The sequence below is a fragment of the Pelomonas sp. Root1237 genome, assembly GCF_001425055.1.
In the GTDB taxonomy this organism is placed as follows: domain Bacteria; phylum Pseudomonadota; class Gammaproteobacteria; order Burkholderiales; family Burkholderiaceae_C; genus Pelomonas.
Genome location: NZ_LMDK01000018.1, coordinates 25,742 through 50,844, shown reverse-complemented (window position 1 = coordinate 50,844; position 25,103 = coordinate 25,742). Strand labels below are relative to the sequence as shown.

Sequence of the window (25,103 nt, the reverse complement as noted above, 5' to 3'; positions counted from 1 at the left end):
ACCTAGGTCCGGCAGTTGGGCGCGCCCGAGGGGCTGGCGAGGCGAGCCGGTGGCAAGGCGCGACGACGCAGTGGGCTCGTGCCCACAAGGAGGAGCAACGCGGCCAGCGGGTCGAAGCGCCAGACCAGCGGGCGTGCAGCGTTCGTCACCGAAGTGGTAAACGTTGCGGAAGGCTCAAGTTGCTGACGCATCGAGACTTTCGTTGAGTAGTAAGCGGTCAACTGCCGGACCTAGGTTTAGTGCAGCTTCACATGCGGTTCGGTGCGCCGCGTGATCAGGCGGGCCAGCGTGTCGAGGGCCATCTTGGCGAAGCCGTGCAGCGCCAGTTCATGCATCTTGTAGAGCGACACATACATCAGCCGGGCGAAGGCGCCTTCGATCATCAGGCTGCCACCAATCAACCCGCCCATCATGTTCCCGACGGTGCTGAACTCACCCAGCGAGACGAGGGAGCCGAAGTCCCGGTACTGGTAGGGCCGCAAAGGCTGCCCCGTCAACCGGCGCTTGATCTGCCTGGCCACATGCGAGGCCTGCTGGTGTGCAGCCTGGGCGCGCGGCGGCACCCAGCCGCCCTTGCCGCCATTGGCCTCGGGCCAGGCGCAGGCCGCGCAGTCGCCGATGACGAAGATGTCTTCATCTCGTGTGGTCTGCAGCGTCGGCTGGACGAGCAGCTGGTTGCTGCGCGTCGTCTCCAGCCCGGCAATGTCTTTCAGGAAGTCCGCCGCCTTGACGCCGGCCGCCCAGACCACCAGCTCGGCCGGCAGCACACGGCCGTCGGCCAGGCGCACGCCGTCCGGCAACACCTCGGCCACCTTGGCCGAGGTGTGGACCACCACGCCAAGCTTGACGAGCAGGGCCTCGGTCGCCTGCGACAGGCGCGGTGGCAACGCCGGCAGCACGCGCTCGGCCGCCTCGATCAAGTTGACCTGGATGTCCTTGTCGGCGTCCACCCGGTCCAGCCCGTAGGCCACCACCTCGCGCGTCGTGCGGTGCAGCTCGGCCGCGAGCTCCACGCCGGTGGCGCCGGCGCCGATGATGGCCACGTGCAACTGCTCGGGCCGCAGCGGCGTGGCCTGGGCATGGGCGCGGATGCAGGCATTCACCATGCGCGCATGGAAGCGCTGCGCGTCGGCCTTGGACTCCAGCTTCAGTGCATGCTCGCCCACGCCGGGCGTGCCGAAGTCATTGCTCAGGCTGCCCAGCGCCAGCACCAGGGTGTCGTAGCCGAACACCCGGTCAGGCGTCACCTCCCGGCCCTCGTCATCCCGGTACGGGCCCACGCGCACTTCGCGGCGCTGCCGGTCCAGCGCCGTCATCTCGCCGATCCTGAAGCGGAAATGGTGCCAGTGCGCTTGCGCCAGGTAGTCCACCTCATGGGCGCTCAGGTCCATGCTGCCCGAGGCGATCTCGTGCAGCTTGGGCTTCCAGACATGGGTGCGGTTCTTGTCGATCAGCGTGATCTCCGCCCTGCCCCGCTTGCCCAGGGTTTCGCCCAGCCGCGTGGCCAGTTCAAGCCCGCCCGCACCGCCACCGACGATGACGATGCGATGCACAGGTTCGCGAGGGGTCATGCTGCTCACCGTGGCAGTTATGCGCTGCGCTTCAACGCACCGGTTGAGCCGGCATGTGCGCCTCGGACGTGTCCAGCACGGCCTCGGGCTCTTCAGCTTCGGCAGTGCTCTCGTTGTTCAGCAGCCGCTGCATGCGCGGCACGTCCAGGTCGTTCGTCCATTTCGCCACGACCACGGTGGCCACGCCATTGCCGATCAGGTTGGTCAGCGCGCGCGCTTCGGACATGAAGCGGTCGATGCCCAGGATCAGCGCCAGCCCGGCCACCGGCACGTGGCCCACCGCCGACAGCGTGGCCGCCAGCACGATGAAGCCGCTGCCGGTCACGCCGGCCGCGCCCTTGGAGGTGAGCAGCAGCACCAGCAGCAGCGTGAGCTGCTGCGTCAGCGTCATCGGCGTGTTGGTGGCCTGGGCAATGAAGACGGCGGCCATCGTCAGGTAGATGGACGTGCCGTCGAGGTTGAACGAGTAGCCGGTGGGGATGACCAGCCCGACCACCGACTTCTTGGCGCCCAGGTTCTCCAGCTTGGCCATCATGCGCGGCAGCACGGATTCGCTGGACGAAGTGCCCAGCACGATCAGCAGCTCTTCCTTGATGTACTTGATGAACTTCCAGATCGAGAAGCCGTGCACCCTGGCAATGCTGCCGAGCACGATGAAGATGAAGAACAGGCAGGTGGCATAGAAGGTCGCCATCAGCTGGCCCAGTTGCAGCAGCGAAGACACGCCGTACTTGCCGATCGTGAAGGCCATCGCGCCGAACGCGCCGATGGGCGCCACCTTCATGATGTAGCCGACGATGACGAACAGCACGTGCGAGAACTTCTCGATGAAGTCGAACACCAGCGTGCCGCGGCCGCCGAACTTGTGCAACGCAAAGCCGAACATCACCGCGAACAGCAGCACCTGCAGGATCTCGCCCTTGGCGAAGGCGTCGACCACCGTGCTCGGGATCACGTTGAGCAGGAACTCGGTGGTGGTGGCCATCTTGCCCGGGCCGGTGTAGGCGGCGATGCCCTTGGTGTCCAGCGTCGTGACATCGATGTTCATGCCGGTGCCAGGCTGCACGAGGTTGATGATCACCAGGCCCACCACCAGCGCAACGCTGCTGACGACTTCAAAGTACAGCAGGGCCAGGCCACCGGTCTTGCCGACCTTCTTCATGTCCTCCATGCCGGCGATGCCGACCACCACGGTGCAGAAGATGATGGGCGCGATGATCATCTTGATCAGCTTGATGAAGCCGTCGCCCAGCGGCTTCATGCTGGCGCCGGTCTCGGGCCAGAAATGACCCAGCAGCACGCCGATGACGATGGCCGTGATGACCTGAAAGTAGAGCGACCTGTAGAAGGGCTTTGATACGGGTTGGTGGTCCACGTGTGTCTCCTGGTGATGCTGTTCGGGGTGCGTTCTTGTTGATGCGGGGTCAGAGGCCGACGGCGTGCGCCTGCTCGTCGGCGTGGTAGCTCGATCTCACCAGCGGCCCGCAGGCTGCATGCACAAAGCCGAGCGCACGCGCCCGGGCGGCCAGCGCCTCGAAGGCCTGCGGCTCCACGTAGCGCTGCACGACCAGGTTGCCGGGCCGGGGCTGCAAGTACTGGCCCACGGTGAGCATCTCGACGCCGTGCTCGCGCAGGTCGTGCATGACGGCTGTCACTTCCTGATCGGTTTCGCCCAGGCCCAACATCAGGCCGGACTTGGTCGGCACCTGCGGGCAGCGCTCTTTGAAGGACTGCAGCAGCCGCAGCGAATGGCCATAGTCGGCGCCCGGCCGCGCCTGGCGGTACAGGCGCGGCACGGTCTCGAGGTTGTGGTTCATCACGTCCGGCGGGTCGGCGGCGAGGATGTCCAGCGCGATCGTCGCCCGGCCGCGAAAGTCCGGCGTCAGCACCTCGATGCGGGTGGCGGGCGACTCGCGCCGCACGGCACGGATGCAGGCGGCGAAATGCGCCGCACCGCCGTCACGCAGGTCGTCGCGATCGACGCTGGTGATGACGACGTACTTCAAGCCCAGCGCTGCCACCGTGTCAGCCAGGCTCGCGGGCTCCAGCGGGTCCGGCGGCAGGGGCTGGCCATGGGCGACATCACAGAACGGGCAGCGCCGCGTGCACAAGGCGCCCAGCACCATGAAGGTGGCCGTGCGCTTGCCGAAGCACTCGCCGATGTTGGGGCAAGCGGCCTCTTCGCAGACCGTGTGCAGGCCGCCCTCGCGCAGCACGCGCTTGACCTCGCGGAAGTTCTCGCCCTGCGACAGCCGCACCCGTATCCACGGCGGCTTGGCCAGCGCGGCCGTCGCCTCGACATGGATGGGAATGCGCGCCGTCTTGGCCGTGCCGCGCTGGATGACGGGCTCGTTCATGCCCGTCTTCAGTCGATGCTGCGGGCGCTGACCCGCTGCGCCGCCGCGACATCCGCCACCGCCAGCGCCGTCATGTTGACGATGCGGCGCACCGTCGCAGAGGGCGTCAGGATGTGCACCGGCTGCGCGGCACCCAGCAGGATGCCGCCCACCGTGATGCCGTTGCCCGCCGCGATGCGCAGCAGGTTGTAGGAGATGTTGGCCGCATCGACGTTGGGCATCACCAGCACATTGGCCTCGGTGTCCAGGCCCGACTCGGGGAACTCCTGGTCCAGGATGGTCTTGGACAGGGCGGCGTCGCCGCGCATTTCGCCCTCCACGGCGAGGCCGGGGTCACGGGCCTTGATCAGGCCCAGCGCGGCACGCATCTTCAGCGCCGACGGCGCGTCGGAGCCGCCGAAGCTGGAGTGCGACAGCAGGGCCACGCTCGGCGCCACGCCAAAGCGGCGCACGGCCTCGGCCGCCATCAGCGCGATCTCGGCCACCTGCTCGGCGCTGGGGTCGCGGTTGACATGGGTGTCGCAGATGAAGAGCTGGCGCCCGGGCAGCATCAGCATCTGCATCGCGGCCAGCGTCTGCGTGCCGGCGTGCAGGCCGATCACGGTGCGCACATGCCGCAGGTGATCGCCGTAGTTACCGAAGGTGCCGCACAGCATCGCATCGGCCCGGCCCTGGCGCACCAGCATCGACGCCAGCAGCGTGCCGCGGCTGCGCATGTCGGCCCGCGCCGCCGCGCGTGACACGCCGTCGCGGCGGCGCAGCTGGAAGTAGTCGTCCGCCGCGTCGCCATAGACCGCCGGGTCGAGCTGGTTGACCACCTCACAGTCCGCGCCGGGCACCAGCCGCAAGCCGAAGTCGGCAATGCGCTGCTTGATCACCTCAGGCCGCCCGAGCAGCAACGGCCGCGCGAGGCCTTCATCGACCACCACCTGGGCCGCGCGCAAGACGCGCTCGTCCTCGCCCTCGGCATAGACGACCCGCTTGGGCGCTCGCTTGGCGGCGGCGAACAGCGGCTGCATGCTGCTGCCCGACTGGTAGACGAACTGCGACATGCGCTGGCGGTAGGCCGGCATGTCGGCAATCGGCCGGCTGGCGATGCCGCTGTCCATCGCGGCCTGCGCCACGGCCGGCGCCACCACCTCGATCAGGCGCGGGTCAAAGGGCTTGGGGATCAGGTAGTCGCGGCCGAAGCGCAGGCCCACGGCGCCATAGGCCGCGGCCACCACCTCGGGGATCTCGGCATGCGCCAGCTCGGCGATGGCGCGCACGGCGGCCAGCTTCATCTCTTCATTGATGGTCGTGGCGCCGGTGTCCAGCGCACCACGGAAGATGAAGGGGAAGCACAGGACGTTGTTGACCTGGTTCGGATAGTCCGACCGGCCGGTGCCGATGACGGCGTCGGGCCGCACGGCCAGCGCCTCCTCCGGCATGATCTCCGGCGTCGGGTTGGCCATCGCCAGGATGATTGGGTCGCGCGCCATCGTCTTGACCATCTCGGGCTTGAGCACGCCGCCCGCCGACAGGCCCAGGAAGATGTCGGCGCCCGGGATCACCTCGGCCAACGTGCGGGCGCCGGTGTCGCGCGCATAGCGGGCCTTGTTCGGGTCCATGCCTTCGGCGCGGCCCATGTAGACCAGGCCCTTGGCATCGCTGACGAAGATGTTCTCGATCTTCAGGCCCAGGCTGACGGCCAGGTCCAGGCAGGCCAGGGCCGCCGCGCCGGCACCGGACGCCACCAGCTTGACCTCGGCGATGTTCTTGCCGACATGCTTCAACGCATTCAGGATGGCCGCCGCTGCGACGATGGCCGTGCCGTGCTGGTCGTCGTGGAAGACCGGGATCTTCATGCGCTCGCGCAGCTTGGTCTCGATGTAGAAGCACTCGGGCGCCTTGATGTCCTCCAGGTTGATGCCGCCAAAGGTGGGCTCCATCCGCGCGATGGTGTCGATCAGCGCATCGGGGTCGTTTTCGGCCAGCTCAATGTCGAACACGTCGATACCGGCGAACTTCTTGAACAGGCAGCCCTTGCCTTCCATCACCGGCTTGCTCGCCAGCGGGCCGATATTGCCCAGGCCCAGCACCGCGGTGCCGTTGGTGATGACGGCGACCAGGTTGCTGCGCGCCGTCAGGTTGCCGGCCTCCTGCGGGTCGTCGACGATGGCCATGCAGGCATCGGCCACGCCGGGTGAATAGGCCAGCGACAGATCGCGCGCGGTGGCCATCGCCTTGGTCGGCGTGACTGAGATCTTTCCCGGCGTCGGGTAGCGGTGGTAATCGAGCGCGGCCTCGCGCAGCTTGTCGGTCATGGCGGTCTCCTGTCGTTCTTTGCGGATGGCTTCGGTTCAGGCAACGGGCGCGGCCTCGCGCAAGGCATGCCGGACGCAGGCCACGAAGGCGGCGGGCTGGTCGGCATGCACCCAGTGGCCGGCGCCTTCGACGACCTGCACTTCGACACGCGGGAACATCGGCCGGAACGCGGCCCCGTCCAGCTGCACGACGTAGTCGGAATCCCGGCCGGCAATCACGGTCAGCGGGCCGGCATAGCTCGCCCCCAGCAGCTCGCTCGGGAAGCCACACAACTGCGGCATCGCGGCGCTGATGCCCATCAGGTTGATGCGCCAGTCGAAGTGCGCGTTATGCATCACCAGGTTCTGCATCAGGAAGGGCACCACGCCCGGGTCAGACACGGCCTGCTGCAAACGCCCCTGCACCTCGGCGCGGCTGGCGGCGGCCATCACATCGGCACCGCGCATCGCGTCGGCAAAGGGCGTCTGCTGGTCGGCATAGACGACCGGCGCGATGTCGACCACAAAGAGCTGGCCGACGCGCTGCGGATGCTTCAGGGCCAGGGCCATCGCTGTCTTGCCGCCCATGCTGTGGCCCATCACGGCTGGCGCCTTCAGGCCCAGGCGGTCAATCAGCTGCAACACATCGTTGGCCATCTCGACATAGCCCATCGCATCCGCCCAGGGCGAGGCGCCGTGGTTGCGCAGGTCGACAGTGATGACGGTGTGAGTCGCGGCAAGTTGCCGCGCAATACCGCGCCAATTGCTGCTGGAGCCGAACAGCCCGTGCAGCACCAGCAGCGGCGGGCCGCTGCCGACGGTCTCGAAGGAGAGAGCGAGTGCCATCGGCTACTTCTTCTTCTGCGGCGGCAGGTCGGTGCAATGGCCCTCGAAGACCTCGGCCGCCATGCCGATGGATTCGCCCAGCGTCGGGTGCGGGTGGATGGTCTTGCCGATGTCGGCCGGCTCGCAGCCCATCTCGATGGCCAGGCAGACCTCGCTGATCAGGTCGCCGGCATGGGTGCCGACGATGCCGCCGCCGACGATGCGGTGGGTGGCTTCGTCGAACAGCAGCTTGGTGAAGCCCTCATCGCGGCCGTTGGCGATGGCCCGCCCCGAGGCCGCCCAGGGGAACACGGCCTTGCCGATCTTGAGTCCCTCGGCCTTGCACTGCTCCTCGGTCTTGCCGGCCCAGGCGACCTCGGGGTCGGTGTAGGCCACCGACGGGATCTGCCGCACGTCGAAGAAGGCCGGCTCGCCGTGAGCGGCCTCGGCGGCCACATGCGCCTCGTGGACCGCCTTGTGCGCCAGCATCGGCTGGCCGACGATGTCGCCGATGGCAAAGATGTGCGGCACATTGGTCCGCATCTGCTTGTCGACTTCGATGAAGCCGCGGTCGGTGACCGCCACGCCGGCCTTGTCGGCACCGATCTTCTTGCCGTTGGGGCTGCGGCCGACGGCGACCAGTACCAGGTCATAGACCTGCGCCTCCTTCGGCGCCTTCTCACCCTCGAAGCTGACCTCGATGCCGGCCTTCGTCGCCTTGGCGCCGACCGTCTTGGTCTTCAGCATCACGTTGTCGAACCGCGGTGCGTTGACCTTCTCCCACACCTTGACCAGGTCGCGGTCGGCGCCCTGCATCAGCCCGTCCAGCATCTCGACCACGTCGATGCGCGTGCCCAGCGTCGAATAGACGGTGGCCATCTCCAGGCCGATGATGCCGCCGCCGATCACCAGCATGCGCTTCGGGATGCCCTTGAGTAGCAGCGCGCCGGTCGAGTCGACGACGCGCTCGTCCTCCGGCATGAAGGGCAGCTTCACCGCCTGCGAGCCGGCGGCAATGATGGCCTTGGCGAATTTGACGACAGTCTTTTTGCCGTCGGCGGCCAGCACCTCGACATGGTGCGGGTCGAGGAAGCTGCCGACGCCGGTGACGACCTCGACCTTGCGCGCCTTGGCCATGCCGGCCAGGCCGCCGGTGAGCTTCTTGACAACGCCGTCCTTGAAGCCGCGCAATGCATCGATGTCGATCTCCGGCGCGGCGAACTTGATGCCGTGGCGGCCGAGCGACTTCACCTCGTCCATCACGCTGGCCGTGTGCAGCAGCGCCTTGGACGGGATGCAGCCGACATTCAGGCAGACACCACCCAGCGTGGCATAGCGCTCCACAAGCACCGTCTTCATGCCGATGTCCGCGCTGCGGAAAGCTGCGGAGTAGCCACCAGGGCCGGCGCCGAGCACGAGCACTTCGCACTCGACATCGGCCTTGCCGGCGAAGCTGCCGGCGGCAGGCGCCGTCGCCGATGCCTTGGGCGCTGGAGCTGGTGCAGCCGGGGCCGGAGCAGGCGCGCTTGCCACCGCTCCCGCCGCCTCGATCACCAGGATCACCGAGCCTTCGCTGACCTTGTCGCCCAGCTTGACCTTCAGCTCCTTGACGGTGCCGGCGTGCGTGGACGGGATCTCCATCGAGGCCTTGTCGGACTCGACCATGATCAGCGCCGTTTCCACCGCGATCACCTCGCCGGGCTTGACCAGCAGCTCGATGATGGCGACGTCCTTGAAGTCCCCGATGTCGGGAACCTTGACTTCAAGCAGTTGAGTCATTGGGTTTGCCTTCAGAACAGCACGCGCCGCAGATCGGCGAGCACGTTGGCGAAATGGACGTTGAAGCGAGCGGCCGCCGCGCCGTCGATGACGCGGTGGTCCCAGGACAACGACAGCGGCAGGGTCAGGCGCCAGCTAGAGGTTTTGCCGTCGCTGGAATGCTGCTTCCAGTAGCTCTTGCAGACGCCCATGATGGCCACCTCGGGCGCATTGATGATGGGCGTGAAATAGATGCCGCCGATGCCGCCCAGCGAGCTGATCGTGAACGTGCCGCCCTGCATCTGGTCGGGCTTCAACTTGCCGTCGCGCGCCAGCTTGGCCAGCTCGCCCATCTCGGTGGCGATCTGCGGCACGGTCTTCTTGTCGACATCGCGGATGACCGGCACCATGAGCCCGTTGGGCGTGTCGGCCGCGAAGCCGATGTGCCAGTAGTTCTTCATGACCAACGCGTCGCCGTCGAGGCTGGCGTTGAACTCGGGGAACTTCTTCAGTGCCGCGACCGCCGCCTTCATCATGAAGGGCAGCATGCTGATCTTGACGCCGCTCTTCTCCAGCTCCTTGTTCATCTGCACGCGGAACTGCTCGAGGTCGGTGATGTCGGCCTCGTCATGCGTGGTGACATGCGGGATGACGACCCAGTTGCGGTGCAGGTTGGCGCCCGAGATCTTCTTGATGCGCGACATCTCCTTGCGCTCGACCGGGCCGAACTTGGCGAAATCGACCTTGGGCCAGGGCAGCAGGTCCAGGCCGCCGCCAGAAGCCGCCGCCGGCGCCGGCTTGGCCGCAGGTGCTGCCGCCGCTGCCGCGCCGCCCCCCTTGGCGAAGGCCTGGACGTCCTCACGCAGGATGCGGCCGTGGTCGCCGCTGCCCTTCACATGGCCGAGGTTGACGCCCAGCTCACGTGCCAGTTTGCGCACGGCCGGGCCGGCGTAGGCCAGCGCAAAGGCGGTTTCGTCGACGCCCGCGCCAGTGCTTGCAGCGGATGCCGCAGCCGGTGCGGCCGCAGCGCCTGCGCCAGTTGCTGCCGCGACCGCCGCGGCCGCCGGCGGCGCCGCCGTGGCTTCACCCGTGACGAGCGACAGGATCACAGAGCCTTCGCTGACCTTGTCGCCGACGTTGACCGTGATGGCCTTGACGACGCCCGACAGCGGCGCCGGCACGTCCATCGTCGCCTTGTCGGACTCCAGCGAAACCAGCGGGTCCTCGGCCTTCACCGTGTCGCCGACCTTCACGAAGATCTCGATGACCGGCACGTCCTTGAAGTCGCCGATGTCGGGCACGCGCACCTCGGCCACACCGGCTGGTGCGCTGACGGCGGAGGGCGGCGCGACGACGCTGGGCTTGGCCGGTTCAGCCGCTGCGGCTGGGGCAGCGGCGCCCTCGCCTTCGAAGACCATGATCACGCTGCCTTCACCGACCTTGTCGCCGACCTGCACGCGGATGGCCTGCACCTTGCCGCCGCGCGGCGCCGGCACGTCCATGGTCGCCTTGTCGGACTCCAGCGAAAGCAGCGGGTCCTCGGCCTTCACCACGTCGCCGACCTTGACGAAGATTTCGATCACCGGCACGTCTTTGAAGTCGCCGATGTCGGGCACCTTGATATCGATCAGATTGCTCATGTCGCGCCTCACACAGTCCAGGGGGCCGCACGCTCGGCGTCGAGGCCGTACTTGGCAATCGCTTCCGCCACGACAGCCGGCTTGATCACGCCGTCATCGGCCAGCGCCTTCAGCGCCGCCACGGCCACATGCCAGCGGTCGACCTCGAAGAAGCGGCGCAGCTTGCGCCGGTAGTCGCTGCGACCGAACCCGTCGGTGCCCAGCACCGTGTAGCGCCGGCCTGCGGCCTGCACCTGCTCGCGCACCTGGTCGGCGTAGTTGCGCATGTAGTCGGTGGCCGCAATGACCGGGCCGTCGTGGCCGGCCAGGCATTGCTCGACATGGCTCTGGCGCGGGGCCGAGGTCGGATGCAGGCGGTTCCAGCGCTCGACCGCCATGCCGTCGCGGCGCAGCTCGTTGTAGCTGGTGGCACTCCAGACATCGGCGGTGACGCCAAAGTCGGCCTTCAGCAGTTCGGCCGCAAACATCGCCTCGCGCAGGATGGTGCCGCTGCCCATCAGCTGCACGCGCAGGCCTTTCTTGGCCGTCTTGCCGCCGTCGCTGAGCTGGTAGAGCCCCTTGAGGATGCCCGCCTCGCTGCCCTCGGGCATGCCGGGGTGCGGGTAGTTCTCGTTCATCAGGGTGACGTAGTAATACACGTCCTCCTGCTCGGCATACATGCGCCGCATGCCGTCGCGGATGATGGTCACGACCTCGTAGGCGAAGGTCGGGTCGTAGCTGATGCAGTTCGGGATCGTGCCGGCCAGGATGTGGCTGTGGCCGTCCTCATGCTGCAGGCCTTCACCGTTCAGCGTCGTGCGACCGGCCGTGCCGCCGAGCAGGAAGCCGCGGGCGCGGATGTCGCCGGCCAGCCAGGCCAGGTCGCCCACGCGCTGCAGGCCGAACATCGAGTAGTAGATGTAGAACGGGATCATCGGCACGTTGTTCGTGCTGTACGAGGTGGCCGCGACGATCCAGCTCGACATCGCCCCGCCCTCGTTGATGCCCTCCTGCAGCACCTGCCCGTCCTTGGACTCGCGGTAGTACATCAGCTGGTCGGCGTCCTGCGGCTTGTAGAGCTGGCCCAGTGACGACCAGATGCCCAGCTGCCGGAACATGCCCTCCATGCCGAAGGTGCGCGACTCGTCCGGCACGATGGGCACGACGTGCTTGCCGATCTGCTTGTCGCGCACCAGCGTGCCCAGCATCTGCACAAAGGCCATCGTCGTGCTGATCTCGCGCTCGCCGCTGCTGTCCAGCAGGCGCTGGAAGCTGGCCAGCGGCGGGATCTCCAGCGCCGCGGACTTCTGCCGCCGCTGCGGCAGATAGCCGCCCAGCGCCTCGCGCCGCGCGCGCAGGTATTTCATCTCCGGGCTGTCTTCGGCCAGCTTGATGAAGGGGATGTTGGGCAGGTCCTCGTCGCTCACCGGGATCTGGAAGCGGTCGCGGAAACCGCGCAGCGCGTCCTGGGTCATCTTCTTGGCCTGGTGGGCAATCATCTGGCCTTCACCCGACTCGCCCATGCCATAGCCCTTGACCGTCTTGGGCAGGATCAGCGTCGGCTGGCCGGTGTGCTTGACCGCAGCGGCGTAGGCGGCAAAGACCTTGACCGGGTCGTGCCCACCACGCGTCAGGCCCCAGATCTCGTCGTCGCTCATGTCGGCCACCAGCGCGCGCGTCTCCTCGTACTTGCCGAAGAAATGCTCGCGCACATAGGCGCCGCTCTTGCTCTTGAAGTCCTGGTACTCGCCGTCGACGCATTCCTCCATGCGCTCCAACAGCTTGCCGCTCTTGTCCTTGGCCAGCAGTGCGTCCCAGCCACTGCCCCACAGCACCTTGATGACGTTCCAACCAGCGCCGCGGAACACGCTTTCAAGCTCCTGCACGATCTTGCCGTTGCCGCGCACCGGGCCGTCCAGGCGCTGCAGATTGCAGTTGATGACGAAGACCAGGTTGTCCAGGTTTTCGCGGCCAGCCAGCGAGATCGCACCCAGCGACTCGGGTTCGTCCATCTCGCCGTCGCCCATGAAGGCCCAGACCTTGCGCGGCGCCGTGTCGGCCAGGCCCCGGCCATGCAGGTACTTGAGAAAGCGCGCCTGGTAGATCGCCATCAGTGGGCCCAGGCCCATCGACACGGTGGGGAACTGCCAGAAGTCCGGCATCAGCCACGGGTGCGGGTAGGACGGGATGCCCTCCCCGTCGGTCTCCTGCCGGTAGTTGAGCAGCTGCGCCTCGGTCAACCGGCCCTCAAGAAAGGCGCGCGCATAGATGCCCGGCGAGCTGTGGCCCTGGATGAACAGCAGGTCGCCGCCATGGGTGTCGGTCGCGGCATGCCAGAAGTGGCCAAAGCCGATGTCGTAGAGCGTGGCCGCGGACTGGAAGCTGGCGATGTGGCCGCCCAGCTCCGAAGAATCCTTGTTGGCCCGCAGGATGATCGCCATCGCGTTCCAGCGAATGATGGAGCGCAGCCGGTGCTCGATCGCGCGGTCACCGGTGCTCTTCTCCTCGCGCTCCGGCGGGATGGTGTTGCAGTAGGCCGTGGTCAGGGAGCGCGGCACATAGACGCCGTCCCGCCGGCCTTGGTCGACAAGCCGGTTGAGAAGAAAGTTGCTGCGCTCGCCACCGCGGTGCTGCTGGACCGCGCTCAATGCATCGACCCACTCGCCCGTTTCGACGGGGTCGGTATCGCCCATGGTGCTCATGCTGTCTCCGGTTTTGTCCGCCGTGTCTCGCATCCGTGAATGCGGCCGGCCTCCGGAAATAGCAACGGGCGTGCCAGTGCGCCCTTTGCACGAAGCATCTACTTAAGTCTTTGATTCGAAATAGATTCACCCGATCCAACAGCGTCGCGGCATTGGATATCCGGCATTTGCCCAGTTGCTCAGCCCGGTCCGCCGGGCTGCTCTGTGCGCGCAAACCCTGGAGCTTGATGTTGCAGTCCAATCCAAAGCGCTGGGGACGGCGTCTCGGGCTGGATCCCAGGTCCATGTCCACCGTCCTCATCGGCGATTCCCGACGGCAGAACAACGAATTCGTCACCGCCGACCCGCGCAACTGTGTCGCTGGCTCGCACGGTGTTCAACACGCGCTCGGCACTGACGGCGTGTACCGCATGAGCGCTTACGATGACTCGCCCATGATCGACTCAAGTCTCACGCCAATCAGAGCCCACGCCTCACGCTTCTCGGCAGCGTAGTCACCCGCAAGAGTGTGCTCATGCTGAGCGCACAAGAAAAAGCACCTGGCATCGCCGCTAAGTGCTTGTTCTACCTACCGAATTTGGTACGCGCGATTGGATTCGAACCAACGACCCCCACCATGTCAAGGTGGTGCTCAATACACAGAGCTGGAAAAGCAAAAGCCGGCACGCAGCCGGCTTCCTTGAGTCCTTGATTGGTGGGCGGTGCAGGTTTCGAACCTGCGACCCCCACAGTGTGAATGTGGTGCTCTACCCCTGAGCTAACCGCCCAATCCTGAAAACTGAATCCACCGCAACTCCAAGAGTCTTGGTGGGCGGTGCAGGTTTCGAACCTGCGACCCCCACAGTGTGAATGTGGTGCTCTACCCCTGAGCTAACCGCCCCGAAAGCGAATCTCGACTTCCGCGAAGCCCGCGATTATGCCATGGGTTGAGCGGGCTCCAGCACTCGCCACTTGCAGGCGCCACCGGCGGCCTTGTCGAGGTCGGCAAGCAATTTCTCATGCGCCGCGGCCTCGGCTTCGCTGGCGTGCAGCACCGGCAGCACGAAGCGGCACAGGTCCACGGCCTCGATGGCGGCGTGGCTGTCGCCGCTGGCGTTGTCGCCATGCTCGTCCATCAACAGCGCGTCCTGGCCACGCGTCAGGCGGATGTAGACGTCGGCCAGCAGTTCGGCGTCCAGCAGCGCGCCGTGCAGCACCCGCTTGGTGTTGTCGACCTCCAAACGACGGCACAACGCGTCCAGCGAGTTGGCCTTGCCGGGAAAGAGGTCGCGCGCCATCAGCAGCGTGTCGCGCACGCCGCCCACATGGTCGGTCAGCACGCCGCGCTTCAGGCGCTTGAGCTCGGCATTGATGAAGCCGATGTCAAACGACGCGTTGTGAATGACCAGCTCGGCGCCGGCCAGGAAGGCCAGCAGTTGGTCGACGATCTCGGCGAACTTGGGCTTGTCCGACAGGAAGGCCTCGGTCAGCCCGTGCACCCGCAGCGCGTCCTCGTGGCTGGCGCGCTCCGGGTTGATGTAGAGGTGCAGGTGGTTGCCGGTGAGCTGGCGGTTGACCATTTCGACGCAGCCGACCTCGATGACGCGGTCGCCCTTGTCGGCCTCCAGGCCGGTGGTTTCGGTGTCGAAGAAGATCTGTCTCATGTCAACCTTGGACCGGCCTTTGATTGCGCTTGGTGGCCCAGGCAAAGATGGCGGCACCAACGATGACCATTGGCAGGCTCAGCCACTGTCCCTGGCTCCAGCTCAGCGCGCGCAGGCCGAGGAAGTCATCGGGCTCACGGAAGTATTCGGCCACGAAGCGCAGCGCGCCATAGCCCATCATGAAGACGCCGGAGATCTGCCCGGTCGCGCGTGGCTTGCGGGCATAGAGCCACAGGATGATGAAGAGCAGCAAGCCCTCGCCGGCTGCTTGGTAGAGCTGGGAGGGGTGACGCACAACGCCCTCGATGTCATGCGCCTGCGGGAATCTCATGGCCCAGGGCAGATCGGCCGGCGCCGGCCTGCCCCACAACTCGCCATTGATGAAATTGCCCAGGCGCACGGCCATGATGCCGGTCGGCACGCAAGGCGCGATCAGGTCCGAAATCTCGAAGAAACCGCGGTCCCGGCGACGCCCGAACAGATACAGGCCGAGCAACACCCCAAGCAGGCCGCCATGGAAGGACATGCCGCCATCCCAGACCCGGACGATCTCGCTCAGGTGCTGGATGTAGTAGCTCGGCTTGTAGAAGAAGCAATAGCCCAGTCGCCCGCCGACGACGACGCCGAGCACGCCGTAGAACAGCACATCGTCGACGTCCCGCTTGGTCCAGCCCACGGCTGCGTGCTGGGGCATGCGCGAGCGCAGCGTGGCCAGCCACAGGAAGAGGCCGAAGGCGATCAGGTAGGTGATGCCATACCAATGGATGCCGCCGGAACCGATGTGGACGGCGATGGGGTCGAACTGAGGATGAACCAGCATGGCCCGATGGGAAGAAGAGCGGCCGGCATCATAGCCAGCGCACCGCCCTGCCCTGTCAAGCCAGGCCGGCCAGCAGTTTCTTCGCCTCGTCGACGTTGCGCGGATTGGCGCGCTTGTTCTGCACGAAGCGCTCTAGCGCCGCCCTGGCACCAGCCTTGTCGCCCTTGGCGATCAGGGCCTGGCCCAGGCGATGGTCGATGGGCATGCGCTCCGCACCTTCCAGGGCCCGCGCGCGCTCGAAGGCCTTGACGGCTTCATCGGGCTGGCCCTGCTCCGTCAGCACACGGCCCAGGCCATAGGGGCCGGCGGCGTGGCCGGGATAGTCGCGCTGCAGGGCCTCGAAGATGCCGCGGGCCTTGGGCAGGTTCTTCTGCTCCATGAACTCGAAACCCAGGCGCGTCCACTGGCCGCGCAGCTCGCGGACCACCGTGCGGTCGTCGCCCGGTTTGGCGCTGGCCAACTCGCGCTCGGCGCCGGCCCAATCCTTGTCGTTCATGGCGAGCATGGCGCGCAACACCTTGGCCTGCTCGGGCTGGCGCGGCTGCACCTCCGCGGCCAGCTCCTTGGCCTTGGGCACGCTGCCGCCGGCAAAGCCCGGGGCCATCAGATAAAACTGCGTCAGGCCGCTGCGTGCCTCGAACAGCGCCGGATCGAGCTCGACGGCCTTGGCGAACTGCTCCTTGGTCTTGCTCGCCAGGCCAGGCATCTTGAAGACGCTGGCCGCCATGGCCTGCTGGCCGTAGACACGCCCAAGGGCATAGCTGCAGACGGCCTGCGGGCGCTTCTCTGAGCAGTTTTGCAAGGCAGGGATGGCTGCCTCCAACCGGGCACCGTCGTTGTCGTCGACGGCGGCCATGGCGAGAGCGACAGCGGCCTGGTCGTCATCACCCTTGGCTTTGGCGGCGCGCACGAGGTCGGCGGTCTTGCCGGCATCCAGCCACGCCTGCCATTGCGGGTCCTTGAGCAGGTCGGCCTGGGCGGCGCCGGCCAGCAGGGCCAGGGCGAGGGGGAGCAGGCGAAGGGTCATGCAGGGGTCTCCAGAGTGTGAATTCGTTAACGTTGCAGCAGCATCCACGGCGACACGGGTTTTTACGCATGACTTCAGGCATGGGTGCGCACGTGCTCGACGAAGCGCGCGACGACGGGCGGCGCATCGGCACGCCAGATCAGGCTGGTCTCGACCTGCGGCGCACCGGGCAGCGCACGATAGGTCACGCCAGCCCGTTGCAGGCCCTGCAGGCTGGCCGGCACCCAGGCCACGCCGATGGCGGCGGAGACGAGGTTGACGATGGTCTGCATCTGGATGGCCTCCTGGGCCACGCCCGCCGCGCCGTGGTGGGCCAGGATGGCGTCGTACAGCGACGGCGCCACCTCGCGCGGAAAGATCACCAGCGGCGCCGAGCGGCATTGCACGTCGGTCGGCGTTTCGTCGCTGCTGGGCAGGGCCAGCACCAGCGGTTCGATACCGATCGACAGGCGTTGGAAGCCCACCGGCGCAGCGCCGGGCGTGTGGATGACGAAGCCGGCGTCGATGCTGCCGGCTTCGAACTCGCGCAGCTGCACGTCCAGCGTCGCCTCGCGCAGCGCCAGGGCCACCTGCGGACAGGCCTCGCGGAAGGAGCGCAGCCACAGCGGCAGGCCGCCGAAGCCGACAGTCGACACAAAGGCCAGGCGCAGTCGCCCGGACAGGCCGTCGGCCACCGCCCTCACCTCGGCCGGCAGCGCGGCGGCCTCAAGCAGCAGCTTCTGCGCCGACGCCTGCAACGCCGCGCCGGCCGGCGTCAGACGCACGCTGCGGCTGCTGCGCTCGAACAGCTGCACACCGAGCTGGGCCTCCAGCTTGCGAACGGCCTGGGTCAGCGGCGGCTGGCTCATGTGCAGGCGCTCGGCGGCACGGCCGAAGTGCAGCAGCTCGGCCACGGCGAGGAATTGCTGGAGGGGGCGCAGTTCGATCATTGATTCACCATGCATATCAATGCAGAGTGAACAATATATTTGAAAATCAAACTCAGGCGCGCCAAACTGCCGACTTCTCCAGGAGACCGTCATGAGCTTCAACCGCCGCAGCAAGAACATCACCGAGGGCGTGGCCCGTGCCCCCAACCGTTCCATGTACTACGGCATGGGCTACCAGGAGAGCGACTTCGGCAAGCCCATGATCGGCATCGCCAACGGCCACTCCACGATCACGCCCTGCAACTCCGGCCTGCAAAAGCTTGCCGACGCCGCTGTCATCGGCCTGAAGGCCGCCGGCGCCAACGCCCAGCTGTTCGGCACGCCGACCATTTCCGATGGCATGGCCATGGGCACCGAGGGCATGAAGTACAGCCTGGTGTCGCGCGAGGTGATTTCCGACTGCGTGGAGACCTGCGTCGGCGGCCAGTGGCTGGACGGCGTCATGGTCATCGGCGGCTGCGACAAGAACATGCCCGGCGGCATGATGGGCATGCTGCGCGCCAATGTGCCGGCCATCTACATCTACGGCGGCACCATCAAGCCGGGCCACTACAAGGGCCAGGACCTCAACATCGTCAGCGTCTTCGAGGCCGTGGGCCAGTTCAGCGCCGGCAAGATGAGCGAGGAAGATTTCTGCCAGATCGAGAAGCGCGCCATCCCCGGCAGCGGCTCCTGCGGCGGCATGTACACGGCCAACACCATGAGCTCGGCCTTCGAGGCCCTGGGCATGAGCCTGCCCTACTCCTCCAGCATGTCCAACGTCGAGGACGAGGTGGTCGAGAACGTCAAGCTGGCGGCCGACTGCCTGGTGGAGGCCGTCAAGGCCGACCTGAAGCCGCGCGACATCGTCACCAAGAGGTCAATAGAGAACGCCGTCGCCGTCATCATGGCCACGGGCGGCTCGACCAACGCGGTGCTGCACTTCCTGGCCATCGCCCACGCGGCCGAGGTGGACTGGACCATCGACGACTTCGAGCGCATGCGCAAGAAGATCCCGGTACTGTGCAACCTCAAGCCCAGCGGCAAATACCTGGCCGTGGACCTGCACAAGGCCGGCGGCGTGCCAGCGGTCATGAAGGAATTGCTGGCTGCCGGGCTGCTGCACGGCGACTGCATCACCATCACCGGCAAGACCGTGGCCGAGAACCTGGCCGACGTTCCCGCCTTGAGCGCCGACCAGGACGTCATCCAGCCCGTCGTCAAGCCCATCTACGCCGAAGGCCACCTGGCCATCCTGCGAGGCAATCTCTCGCCCGAAGGCTGCGTGGCCAAGATCACCGGCCTCAAGACGCCCGTGATGACGGGCCCGGCGCGGGTCTTCGATGACGAACAGAGCGCGCTGGCCGCCATCATGGCCAACAAGATCGTGGCCGGCGACGTCATGGTGCTGCGCTACCTCGGCCCCAAGGGCGGCCCCGGCATGCCGGAGATGCTGGCCCCCACCGGCGCGCTGATCGGCCAGGGCCTGGGCGAGAGCGTGGGCCTCATCACCGACGGCCGCTTCTCGGGGGGCACCTGGGGCATGGTGGTCGGCCACGTGGCGCCGGAGGCCTATGAAGGCGGCGTCATCGCGCTGGTGCAGGAGGGCGACTCCATCACCATCGACGCCCATCAACTGGTGCTGAACCTCAATGTCGGCGACGACGAGCTGGCCAAGCGCCGCGCGGCGTGGGTGCAGCCCAAGCCGCGCTACACGCGGGGCGTGTTGGCCAAATTTGCGAAGAACGCTTCGAGCGCGAGTTCGGGTGCGGTTTTGGACAAGTTTGAGTGAGGGGTTCCGGGCCGAGCGCCGGGCCGCTCCCTAGCCGGCCCGTCATGGCGATGTGCTTGCCGGTCAATCCGGCAAGCATCGCCGTCCCCCCGGGGGGCTGAGGCCGGACACGGCAAGTCCTGTGGACTTGTCGTGCCTGCCGAAGAGCAGCCGCTCCGTCGGCTGCGCGGTCTGCAAGACCGACCAGGCTCGCCCGCGTTCAGCGGCGCGAGGCTGGGCGAGGGGCACGTCAGCGCTTCTTCTTCGCCCCGGGCTTGCCTTGCCCCAGCCCTTCCATCAGTTCCTCGCGCCGGGCCGCCTTCTTGGCGTCCAGCGCGTTCATCGCCTTCTTCTGCGTCAGACCGCTGGAATCTGCCCAGGCCCACCAGACAGCAGCGAGCACAAAAGGCGACAGCACGATGATCCAGGCCCAGAAGTCGTCCTTGTGGAACTGCACCCAGCCGCCGAGCCGCAGCACGATCAAGAGCACGCCGATCAACACGAAACCCATGCGGGCTCTCCTTCAGGTATCTTTGCAACCACTGTAGTCCAACGCCCCGAAAGGTTCGCATGAAGAATGCTTTGATCCTCAGCCTCGCCCTCGTCGTCGCTCCCGCCGCCTTCGCCACCCAGGAGCTGGCGCAGAAAAAGAACTGCATGGCCTGCCATGCGCTGGACAAGAAGCTCGTCGGCCCGGCCTACAAGGACGTGGCGGCCAAGTACGCCAAGGACAAGGACGCCTACAAGAAGCTGGCTGAGAAGATCCAGAAGGGCGGCTCCGGCGTCTGGGGCCCCGTGCCCATGCCAGCCAACACCCAGGTCAGCCCGGCCGAGGCCGAGACGCTGGCCAAGTGGGTGTTGACGGTCAAATAAGGCCGTCACCCTTTTGAAAACAGGCCCTGCGGGGCCTGTTCTGCTTTCCGGGTGGTGCGACGCGTCACTGGCGCGTCACGGCGGCTGCCAAGAATCCGCGCCGCGCAGGCTGTTCTGCGCGCAGCCACGGCATCGCCCATGAACTCCATTTGCCCACTGAAGCCCGCCGCGCTCGCGACGACCGTCCTTGCCCTGTTCGCCGCCAGCACTGCCCAGGCCGCCTCGGCCACGCTGGAAGGCTGGGCCCTGATGCCGGCCAACACCTTCGCCGAAGGTCCGACCACCGGCCAGTTCGCCAGCGGCGCCGGAGGTAACTCGCTGCCGCTGCTGAACAAGCAATCCGTGCAAGGTTTCTCCGCCGTACTGGCCGGCCCTGCCGCTGGCACCTACCTCTTCATGCCCGACAACGGCTTCGGCGCCAAGGAAAACTCGGCCGACGCACTGCTGCGCATGTACGCCGTCACACCCAACTTCAAGACGGCCACGGGCGGCACCGGTACGGTCTCGGCCGCCAACTTCAACAGCGGCGCCAGCATGGGCGGTTTCACGTCTGGCAGCTACGTCACGCTGTCCGATCCAAACCAGTTGCTGTCGCTGAAGATCCAGGCCGACTACACGCGCTACTACAACACGGCAGCCAACCCGCTGGTCGACCCCAGCATCCGCAGCGGCCGCCAGCTGACCGGCGCCGACCTGGACATCGAGTCGGTGCGCAAGGACAAGAACGGCAACCTGTGGTTCGGCGATGAGTTCGGGCCCTATCTGGTCAAGACCAATGCCAAGGGCGAAGTGCTGCGCCGCGAGATCGGCATGCTGGGCGTGGCGTCGCCGCAGAACGAGGCGGTCGTCAACGGCACCATCGGCGCGACGCTGGGCCGCTCCAACGGCTTCGAAGGCATGGCCATCAACCCGAACGGCGACCGCCTCTACACACTGCTGGAAGGCACGGTCACGGGCGACCCGGCGAAGACGCTGCGCATCAACGCCTTCGATGTGGGCACCGAGAGCTACACCGGCCAGCAATGGAACTACAAGCTCGACGGCGCCGGCACCAACATCGGTGACATGACGGCCATCAACGACCACGAGTTCCTCATCATCGAGCGCAACGGCGCTACGGCCACCGGCGGCGGCACGCCGTTCAAGAAGATCTTCAAGGTCGACCTGAACCAGTTGGACGGCAGCGGCAACCTCGTCAAGAGCGAGGTCATCGACCTGATGAACATCGCCGACCCGCATGATCTGAACGGCGACGGCAGCACCGCCTTCACCTTCCCGTTCACGACCATCGAGAGCGTGCTCATCCTGGACGCCCACACCCTGCTGGTCGCCAACGACAACAACTACCCCGGCACGGGCGGCCGCAACCTGGGTTCGGACAACACCGAGTTCCTGAAGATCCACCTCGACCAGGCGCTCAATGTGTCGGCGGTGCCGGAGCCGGGCAGCGTAGCCCTGTCGTTGGGTGGTCTGGGTCTGCTGGCTCTGAAGCTGCGGCGTCGCCGCTGAGCCGGGCAAAGGCCCTCGCGGCCACAGCCCGCCGATGCGAAACTTGCGCGATGCAAGTCGCATTGGCACATGGCTGAGGTCACTGAACTGCTGCGCGGTGTGGCGGCGGGCGAGCCCGGCGCCGCCGACCAGCTCTACAGCCTGCTCTACCCTGAGCTGAGCCGGCTTGCCCGGCGCCATTTGCACGCAGTGGGCCCCGTCACCCTGGACCCGCCCGCGCTCATCCACGAGCTGTGGCTGCGCACACGCGGCATGGTGGTGCCGGCCTATCGCGCGCAGTTTTTCGCCCTAGCCAGCCGCGTCATGCGAAGCGTGGTGGTGGATCAGTTGCGCCGCCGCCATGCCGACAAGCGCGGTGGCGGGGTGGCCGAGGTGACGCTGAACACGTCGGCCCTGCTGGAGTTCGCCGCGACACCCGAGGGCGAGCCGGTGACCTCGCCATCGTCGCAGGCTGCGCAAGGCATGGACCCGATTCGCCTCGACGAGGCCTTGAACGCACTCGCGGCCATCGACGAGCGCGCCCACCGGGTGGTCGAGATGCGCTTCTACGGCGGCATGACCAAGGACGAGATTGCCGATTTGCTGGGCGTCTCAGTCCCGACCGTCAAGCGCGACTGGCGCCGGGCGCGCGCCTTCCTGTTCGAGCAACTCAGGGGATGAACACCGAACGCGCCAGCATCGGACCCTGGCGCGACGCCATGGCCTTGTTCGACGCCTGGCTCGACGCCGATGCCAGCGAACGGGCCGAGCTGTTGGCGCAGGCCCAGGCCGACACGGTGCAGCACCAAAAACTGCTCGCGCTGATTGCTGCCGACGCGTCTGCCGAGATGCAGCAGTTCATGCCCGAGGTCAAGCCGCCGGCGGTGCAGGCCCATGCCGGGCAGCGCCTCGGTCCCTGGAAGCTGCTGGAGCCGATTGGCAGCGGCGGCATGGGCGAGGTCTGGCTGGCCGAACGCAGTGACGGGCTCTACGACGCCCATGCAGCGATCAAGCTGTTGCATGCCCGCGCCACCACGCCCGCGCAACGCGCCCGCTTCGCCCGGGAGGGCGAGCTGCTCGCGAGGCTTGGGCATCCACACATCGCGCGCCTGTTGGATGCCGGTGTGCAGCCGGACGGCGCACGCTATCTGGTGCTGGAATACGTGGCCGGCGCTCAGATTGATGACTGGTGTGACGTCCGTCGCGTCGGTCTGGCACAGCGGCTCGCGCTCTTCCTGCAGGTCTGCGAGGCCGTGGCGTACGCGCATGCCCACCTGGTGGTGCACCGCGACCTCAAGCCCGCCAACCTGCTGGTGAGCGAGGACGGCCAGGTCAAGCTGCTCGACTTCGGCGTCGCCAAGCTGCTGGCCGACGACACGGGTCCCGACAGCGACCTCACCCGGGCCGCCGCCGCGGGCCTGACACCCGCCTACGCCGCACCCGAGCAACTCACCGGCGGCGCCATCAGCACGGCCACCGACGTCTATGCCCTGGGTGTGCTGCTGTTCCAGTTGCTCAGCGGCCAGCGCCCCTATGCCGGCACCGACAGCACGCCGGCGCAGTGGGTGCGCGACATCGTCGAGGCCGAGCCCCTGTCGCTTTCCCGGGCTCAGCCCAGCGTGCAGGCCGCTGCGGCGCGGGGCACTTCAGCAGCCCAGCTGGCCCGGGCCCTGCGCAGCGATCTGGCCTTCATCACGGCGCGCGCCCTGCGCAAGCAACCCGGCGCGCGCTACCCCTCGGTGCAGGCCCTGGCCGAGGATGTGCAACGCTACCTGCGCCACGAACCGGTCAGCGCCCGGGCCGGGGATTGGCGCTACCGGGCCGCACGCTTCGTGCGCCGCAACCGACTCGCCGTGGCCGGCAGCGTGCTGCTGGCGTCGGCGCTGGCGGCCGGCGTCGGCGCCACACTCTGGCAGGCCGACAGGGCCCGGCGTCAGGCCGTGCTGGCGCAAACCGAGGCCGCCAAGGCCACGGCCATCAAGGACTTCCTCCTCAAGTCCTTCAACACGGCGCAGATCGGCCAGCGAACCCAGGCCAACGGTGCCGCGACCACCGTGCTGCAGCTGATCGAAAGCGGTGGCGCCGAACTGCTCAAGGACGACCTCAAGATCGACCCGGAGGCACGCCTGGAACTGCTGACCGCGCTCGGGGAACTGCAGCGCATCAACGGCCTGCATGCGCAGGCCGAGCCCCTGCAGCTCAAAGCGCTCGAACTGGCCAAGCAGCATTTCGGCGCGACCAGTGAGAAGTACGTCTACGCCCTGGTCGAGCGCGCCACCAACCTGCCCAAGCTGGGGCGGCGCGCTGAATCCAACCAGCTCTACGACGACGCCATTGCCCTGATGGAGAGGGTCGGCCAGCAACACACCGAGAGCTACCCCTTTGCGCTGTGGATGCGCGGCGTGAACGCCTATCGCACCGACCAGTACGAACTTGCATTGAGCCTGTTTGAGCGCGCCGAACTCGCCTGCCGTCAACACCGGCCCCACGACGCCACCCACGCCTTCGCCCTGCAGTGGCAGGCCAACGTGCACTCGATGCGCGACCAGTTCGATGCGGCGCAGGCCGCCCTGACGAAGGCGCTTGCGCTCACGCCCAGTGCCGAGCACCCGGAGCAGGCCGAGGCGCTGCTGCAGCTCTACCTGGGCGACCTGCAAACCCGCCGGGGCGAGATGGAACAAGCGCTGGCAGCCTACGACCGGGCGCTCTCCCTCATGCAGCGCACCGACAGCGGCCGCAACCCGGACCGCGTAGTCGTGCTCGTCAATGCCGCGCGGGCGCGCCATGAGCTGGGCCAGCCCGAAGCGGCCAGGGCGGAGCTGCGCGAGGCGCTGGCGCTGGCGCAGCACCACCCGACGGGTGAGCCCGGCCGAACCCTGAGCGATCGCGTCCTGTCGGCCCAGGTGGCACTCGATCTGGCCGATGGCAACGCGGCTGCCGCCCTGGTCGCCGCACGCCAATTGGCCGCACGCTGGCCGGCCGACGCCACGGGTTCGAGCTACGCCGCCAACCGGATGCTCCTGGCCGAGGCCGAGCGGCAAGCCGGGCAGCCCGCGCTGGCGCGCCAGGCGGCCGAGCGCGCCGCAGCGATCTACGAGGCTGCGGGCAGCGACACCCTGCTGGCGAGGCAGGCCCGGTTGGTGCTGGCCGAAGTCCTGGCACGGCAAGGCGATGCCGCAGCATCGGAACAGTTCCGCAGGGTGCTTGAAACCGCCCGTGCAGACTCCGCGACACCGCCGCGTTCCAGGCAGTTGCAGAAGGCCCGCGCCCTGGCCGGCCTGGCCCGCCTGAGCCTGTCGACCCGCCCGCAGGAGGCCGCACGCCTGGCTCGCGAGGGCAGCGCTCTGCTGCCCGCTCCAGTCACCCTGCGAGAACGCCAGGTCCTGTCACAGTTGCAGGAGACCGAAGCCAAGGGCGTCAAGCAGGGGTCCGCAGTGCCCGGGGCTTGACCGCACG

19 protein-coding genes and 2 tRNA genes are annotated in these 25,103 nt (G+C 67.3%); 6 read left to right on the top strand and 15 right to left on the bottom strand.

Annotated elements, in window-relative coordinates; genetic code table 11:
- Positions 1-236 precede the first annotated feature (236 nt).
- From ASC91_RS21025 to aceE, 8 genes are read right to left on the bottom strand one after another with little or no spacing between them, the layout of a single operon-like run.
- Complete coding sequence (locus ASC91_RS21025) at positions 237-1,571, bottom strand: NAD(P)/FAD-dependent oxidoreductase (protein WP_056201476.1); 1,335 nt, start codon at positions 1,569-1,571, stop codon at positions 237-239.
- Positions 1,572-1,602: 31 nt separating this feature from the next.
- Complete coding sequence (locus tag ASC91_RS21020) at positions 1,603-2,946, bottom strand: dicarboxylate/amino acid:cation symporter (RefSeq protein WP_056201473.1); 1,344 nt, start codon at positions 2,944-2,946, stop codon at positions 1,603-1,605.
- Positions 2,947-2,995: 49 nt separating this feature from the next.
- Entirely contained in the window at positions 2,996-3,928 is a 933-nt protein-coding gene (gene lipA / locus ASC91_RS21015; RefSeq protein ID WP_056201470.1) for a lipoyl synthase, read from the bottom strand.
- Positions 3,929-3,936: 8 nt separating this feature from the next.
- On the bottom strand, positions 3,937-6,234 hold the full coding sequence (locus ASC91_RS21010) for an NADP-dependent malic enzyme (protein ID WP_056201467.1): 2,298 nt from the start codon (positions 6,232-6,234) through the stop codon (positions 3,937-3,939).
- Between the two features lie 36 nt (positions 6,235-6,270).
- On the bottom strand, positions 6,271-7,059 hold the full coding sequence (locus ASC91_RS21005; protein WP_056201464.1) for an alpha/beta fold hydrolase: 789 nt from the start codon (positions 7,057-7,059) through the stop codon (positions 6,271-6,273).
- A gap of 3 nt (positions 7,060-7,062) precedes the next feature.
- Positions 7,063-8,817 (bottom strand): dihydrolipoyl dehydrogenase, encoded by a 1,755-nt coding sequence (gene lpdA / locus ASC91_RS21000; protein ID WP_056201454.1) that lies wholly within the window; start codon positions 8,815-8,817, stop codon positions 7,063-7,065.
- Positions 8,818-8,828: 11 nt separating this feature from the next.
- Positions 8,829-10,436, bottom strand: coding sequence for a dihydrolipoyllysine-residue acetyltransferase (aceF, locus tag ASC91_RS20995; protein WP_056201452.1), 1,608 nt, complete (start codon positions 10,434-10,436; stop codon positions 8,829-8,831).
- Between the two features lie 8 nt (positions 10,437-10,444).
- The gene (aceE, locus tag ASC91_RS20990) at positions 10,445-13,117 is read right to left on the bottom strand and encodes a pyruvate dehydrogenase (acetyl-transferring), homodimeric type (protein ID WP_056202431.1); all 2,673 of its coding nucleotides are present in this window, start codon (positions 13,115-13,117) and stop codon (positions 10,445-10,447) included.
- A gap of 284 nt (positions 13,118-13,401) precedes the next feature.
- Between aceE and ASC91_RS30405 the strand changes: the two genes are divergently transcribed.
- Positions 13,402-13,611, top strand: coding sequence for a hypothetical protein (locus ASC91_RS30405; RefSeq protein WP_235532046.1), 210 nt, complete (start codon positions 13,402-13,404; stop codon positions 13,609-13,611).
- A gap of 198 nt (positions 13,612-13,809) precedes the next feature.
- Here ASC91_RS30405 and ASC91_RS20980 read toward each other — a convergent pair.
- The 6 genes from ASC91_RS20980 to ASC91_RS20955 form a co-directional block, all read right to left on the bottom strand.
- Positions 13,810-13,884: transfer RNA gene (locus ASC91_RS20980), tRNA-Val, on the bottom strand.
- A gap of 38 nt (positions 13,885-13,922) precedes the next feature.
- Positions 13,923-13,997: transfer RNA gene (locus ASC91_RS20975), tRNA-Val, on the bottom strand.
- A 34-nt stretch (positions 13,998-14,031) separates the two neighbouring features.
- The gene (gene dnaQ / locus ASC91_RS20970) at positions 14,032-14,760 is read right to left on the bottom strand and encodes a DNA polymerase III subunit epsilon (RefSeq protein ID WP_056201448.1); all 729 of its coding nucleotides are present in this window, start codon (positions 14,758-14,760) and stop codon (positions 14,032-14,034) included.
- A 1-nt stretch (position 14,761) separates the two neighbouring features.
- Positions 14,762-15,580, bottom strand: a complete 819-nt coding sequence (gene lgt / locus ASC91_RS20965; protein WP_056201445.1) for a prolipoprotein diacylglyceryl transferase — start codon at positions 15,578-15,580, stop codon at positions 14,762-14,764.
- A 55-nt stretch (positions 15,581-15,635) separates the two neighbouring features.
- Complete coding sequence (locus tag ASC91_RS20960; protein WP_056201442.1) at positions 15,636-16,607, bottom strand: lipopolysaccharide assembly protein LapB; 972 nt, start codon at positions 16,605-16,607, stop codon at positions 15,636-15,638.
- Positions 16,608-16,681: 74 nt separating this feature from the next.
- A complete protein-coding gene (locus ASC91_RS20955; RefSeq protein ID WP_082532886.1) occupies positions 16,682-17,536 on the bottom strand; it encodes a LysR family transcriptional regulator in 855 nt (284 codons plus the stop codon).
- 91 nt (positions 17,537-17,627) lie between these two features.
- On the opposite strand from ASC91_RS20955, the gene ilvD reads away from it, so the two are divergent.
- Positions 17,628-19,307, top strand: a complete 1,680-nt coding sequence (gene ilvD / locus ASC91_RS20950; protein ID WP_056201437.1) for a dihydroxy-acid dehydratase — start codon at positions 17,628-17,630, stop codon at positions 19,305-19,307.
- 229 nt (positions 19,308-19,536) lie between these two features.
- Here the strand turns inward: ilvD and ASC91_RS20945 are convergent, their stop codons facing one another.
- Complete coding sequence (locus tag ASC91_RS20945; RefSeq protein ID WP_056201434.1) at positions 19,537-19,797, bottom strand: TIGR04438 family Trp-rich protein; 261 nt, start codon at positions 19,795-19,797, stop codon at positions 19,537-19,539.
- Positions 19,798-19,856: 59 nt separating this feature from the next.
- Here ASC91_RS20945 and ASC91_RS20940 point away from each other — a divergent pair, with 59 nt between their 5' ends.
- The 4 genes from ASC91_RS20940 to ASC91_RS20925 all read left to right on the top strand — a co-directional run bounded on the left by ASC91_RS20940 (position 19,857) and on the right by ASC91_RS20925 (position 25,096).
- Positions 19,857-20,159, top strand: coding sequence for a c-type cytochrome (locus ASC91_RS20940; protein ID WP_056201431.1), 303 nt, complete (start codon positions 19,857-19,859; stop codon positions 20,157-20,159).
- Positions 20,160-20,297: 138 nt separating this feature from the next.
- The gene (locus ASC91_RS20935; protein WP_056201428.1) at positions 20,298-21,668 is read left to right on the top strand and encodes an esterase-like activity of phytase family protein; all 1,371 of its coding nucleotides are present in this window, start codon (positions 20,298-20,300) and stop codon (positions 21,666-21,668) included.
- 69 nt (positions 21,669-21,737) lie between these two features.
- Complete coding sequence (locus ASC91_RS20930) at positions 21,738-22,328, top strand: ECF-type sigma factor (protein ID WP_056201425.1); 591 nt, start codon at positions 21,738-21,740, stop codon at positions 22,326-22,328.
- Positions 22,325-25,096, top strand: coding sequence for a serine/threonine-protein kinase (locus ASC91_RS20925; protein ID WP_056201422.1), 2,772 nt, complete (start codon positions 22,325-22,327; stop codon positions 25,094-25,096). The genes ASC91_RS20930 and ASC91_RS20925 overlap by 4 nt, the downstream gene beginning before the upstream one ends.
- The last annotated feature ends 7 nt before the right edge of the window (positions 25,097-25,103 follow it).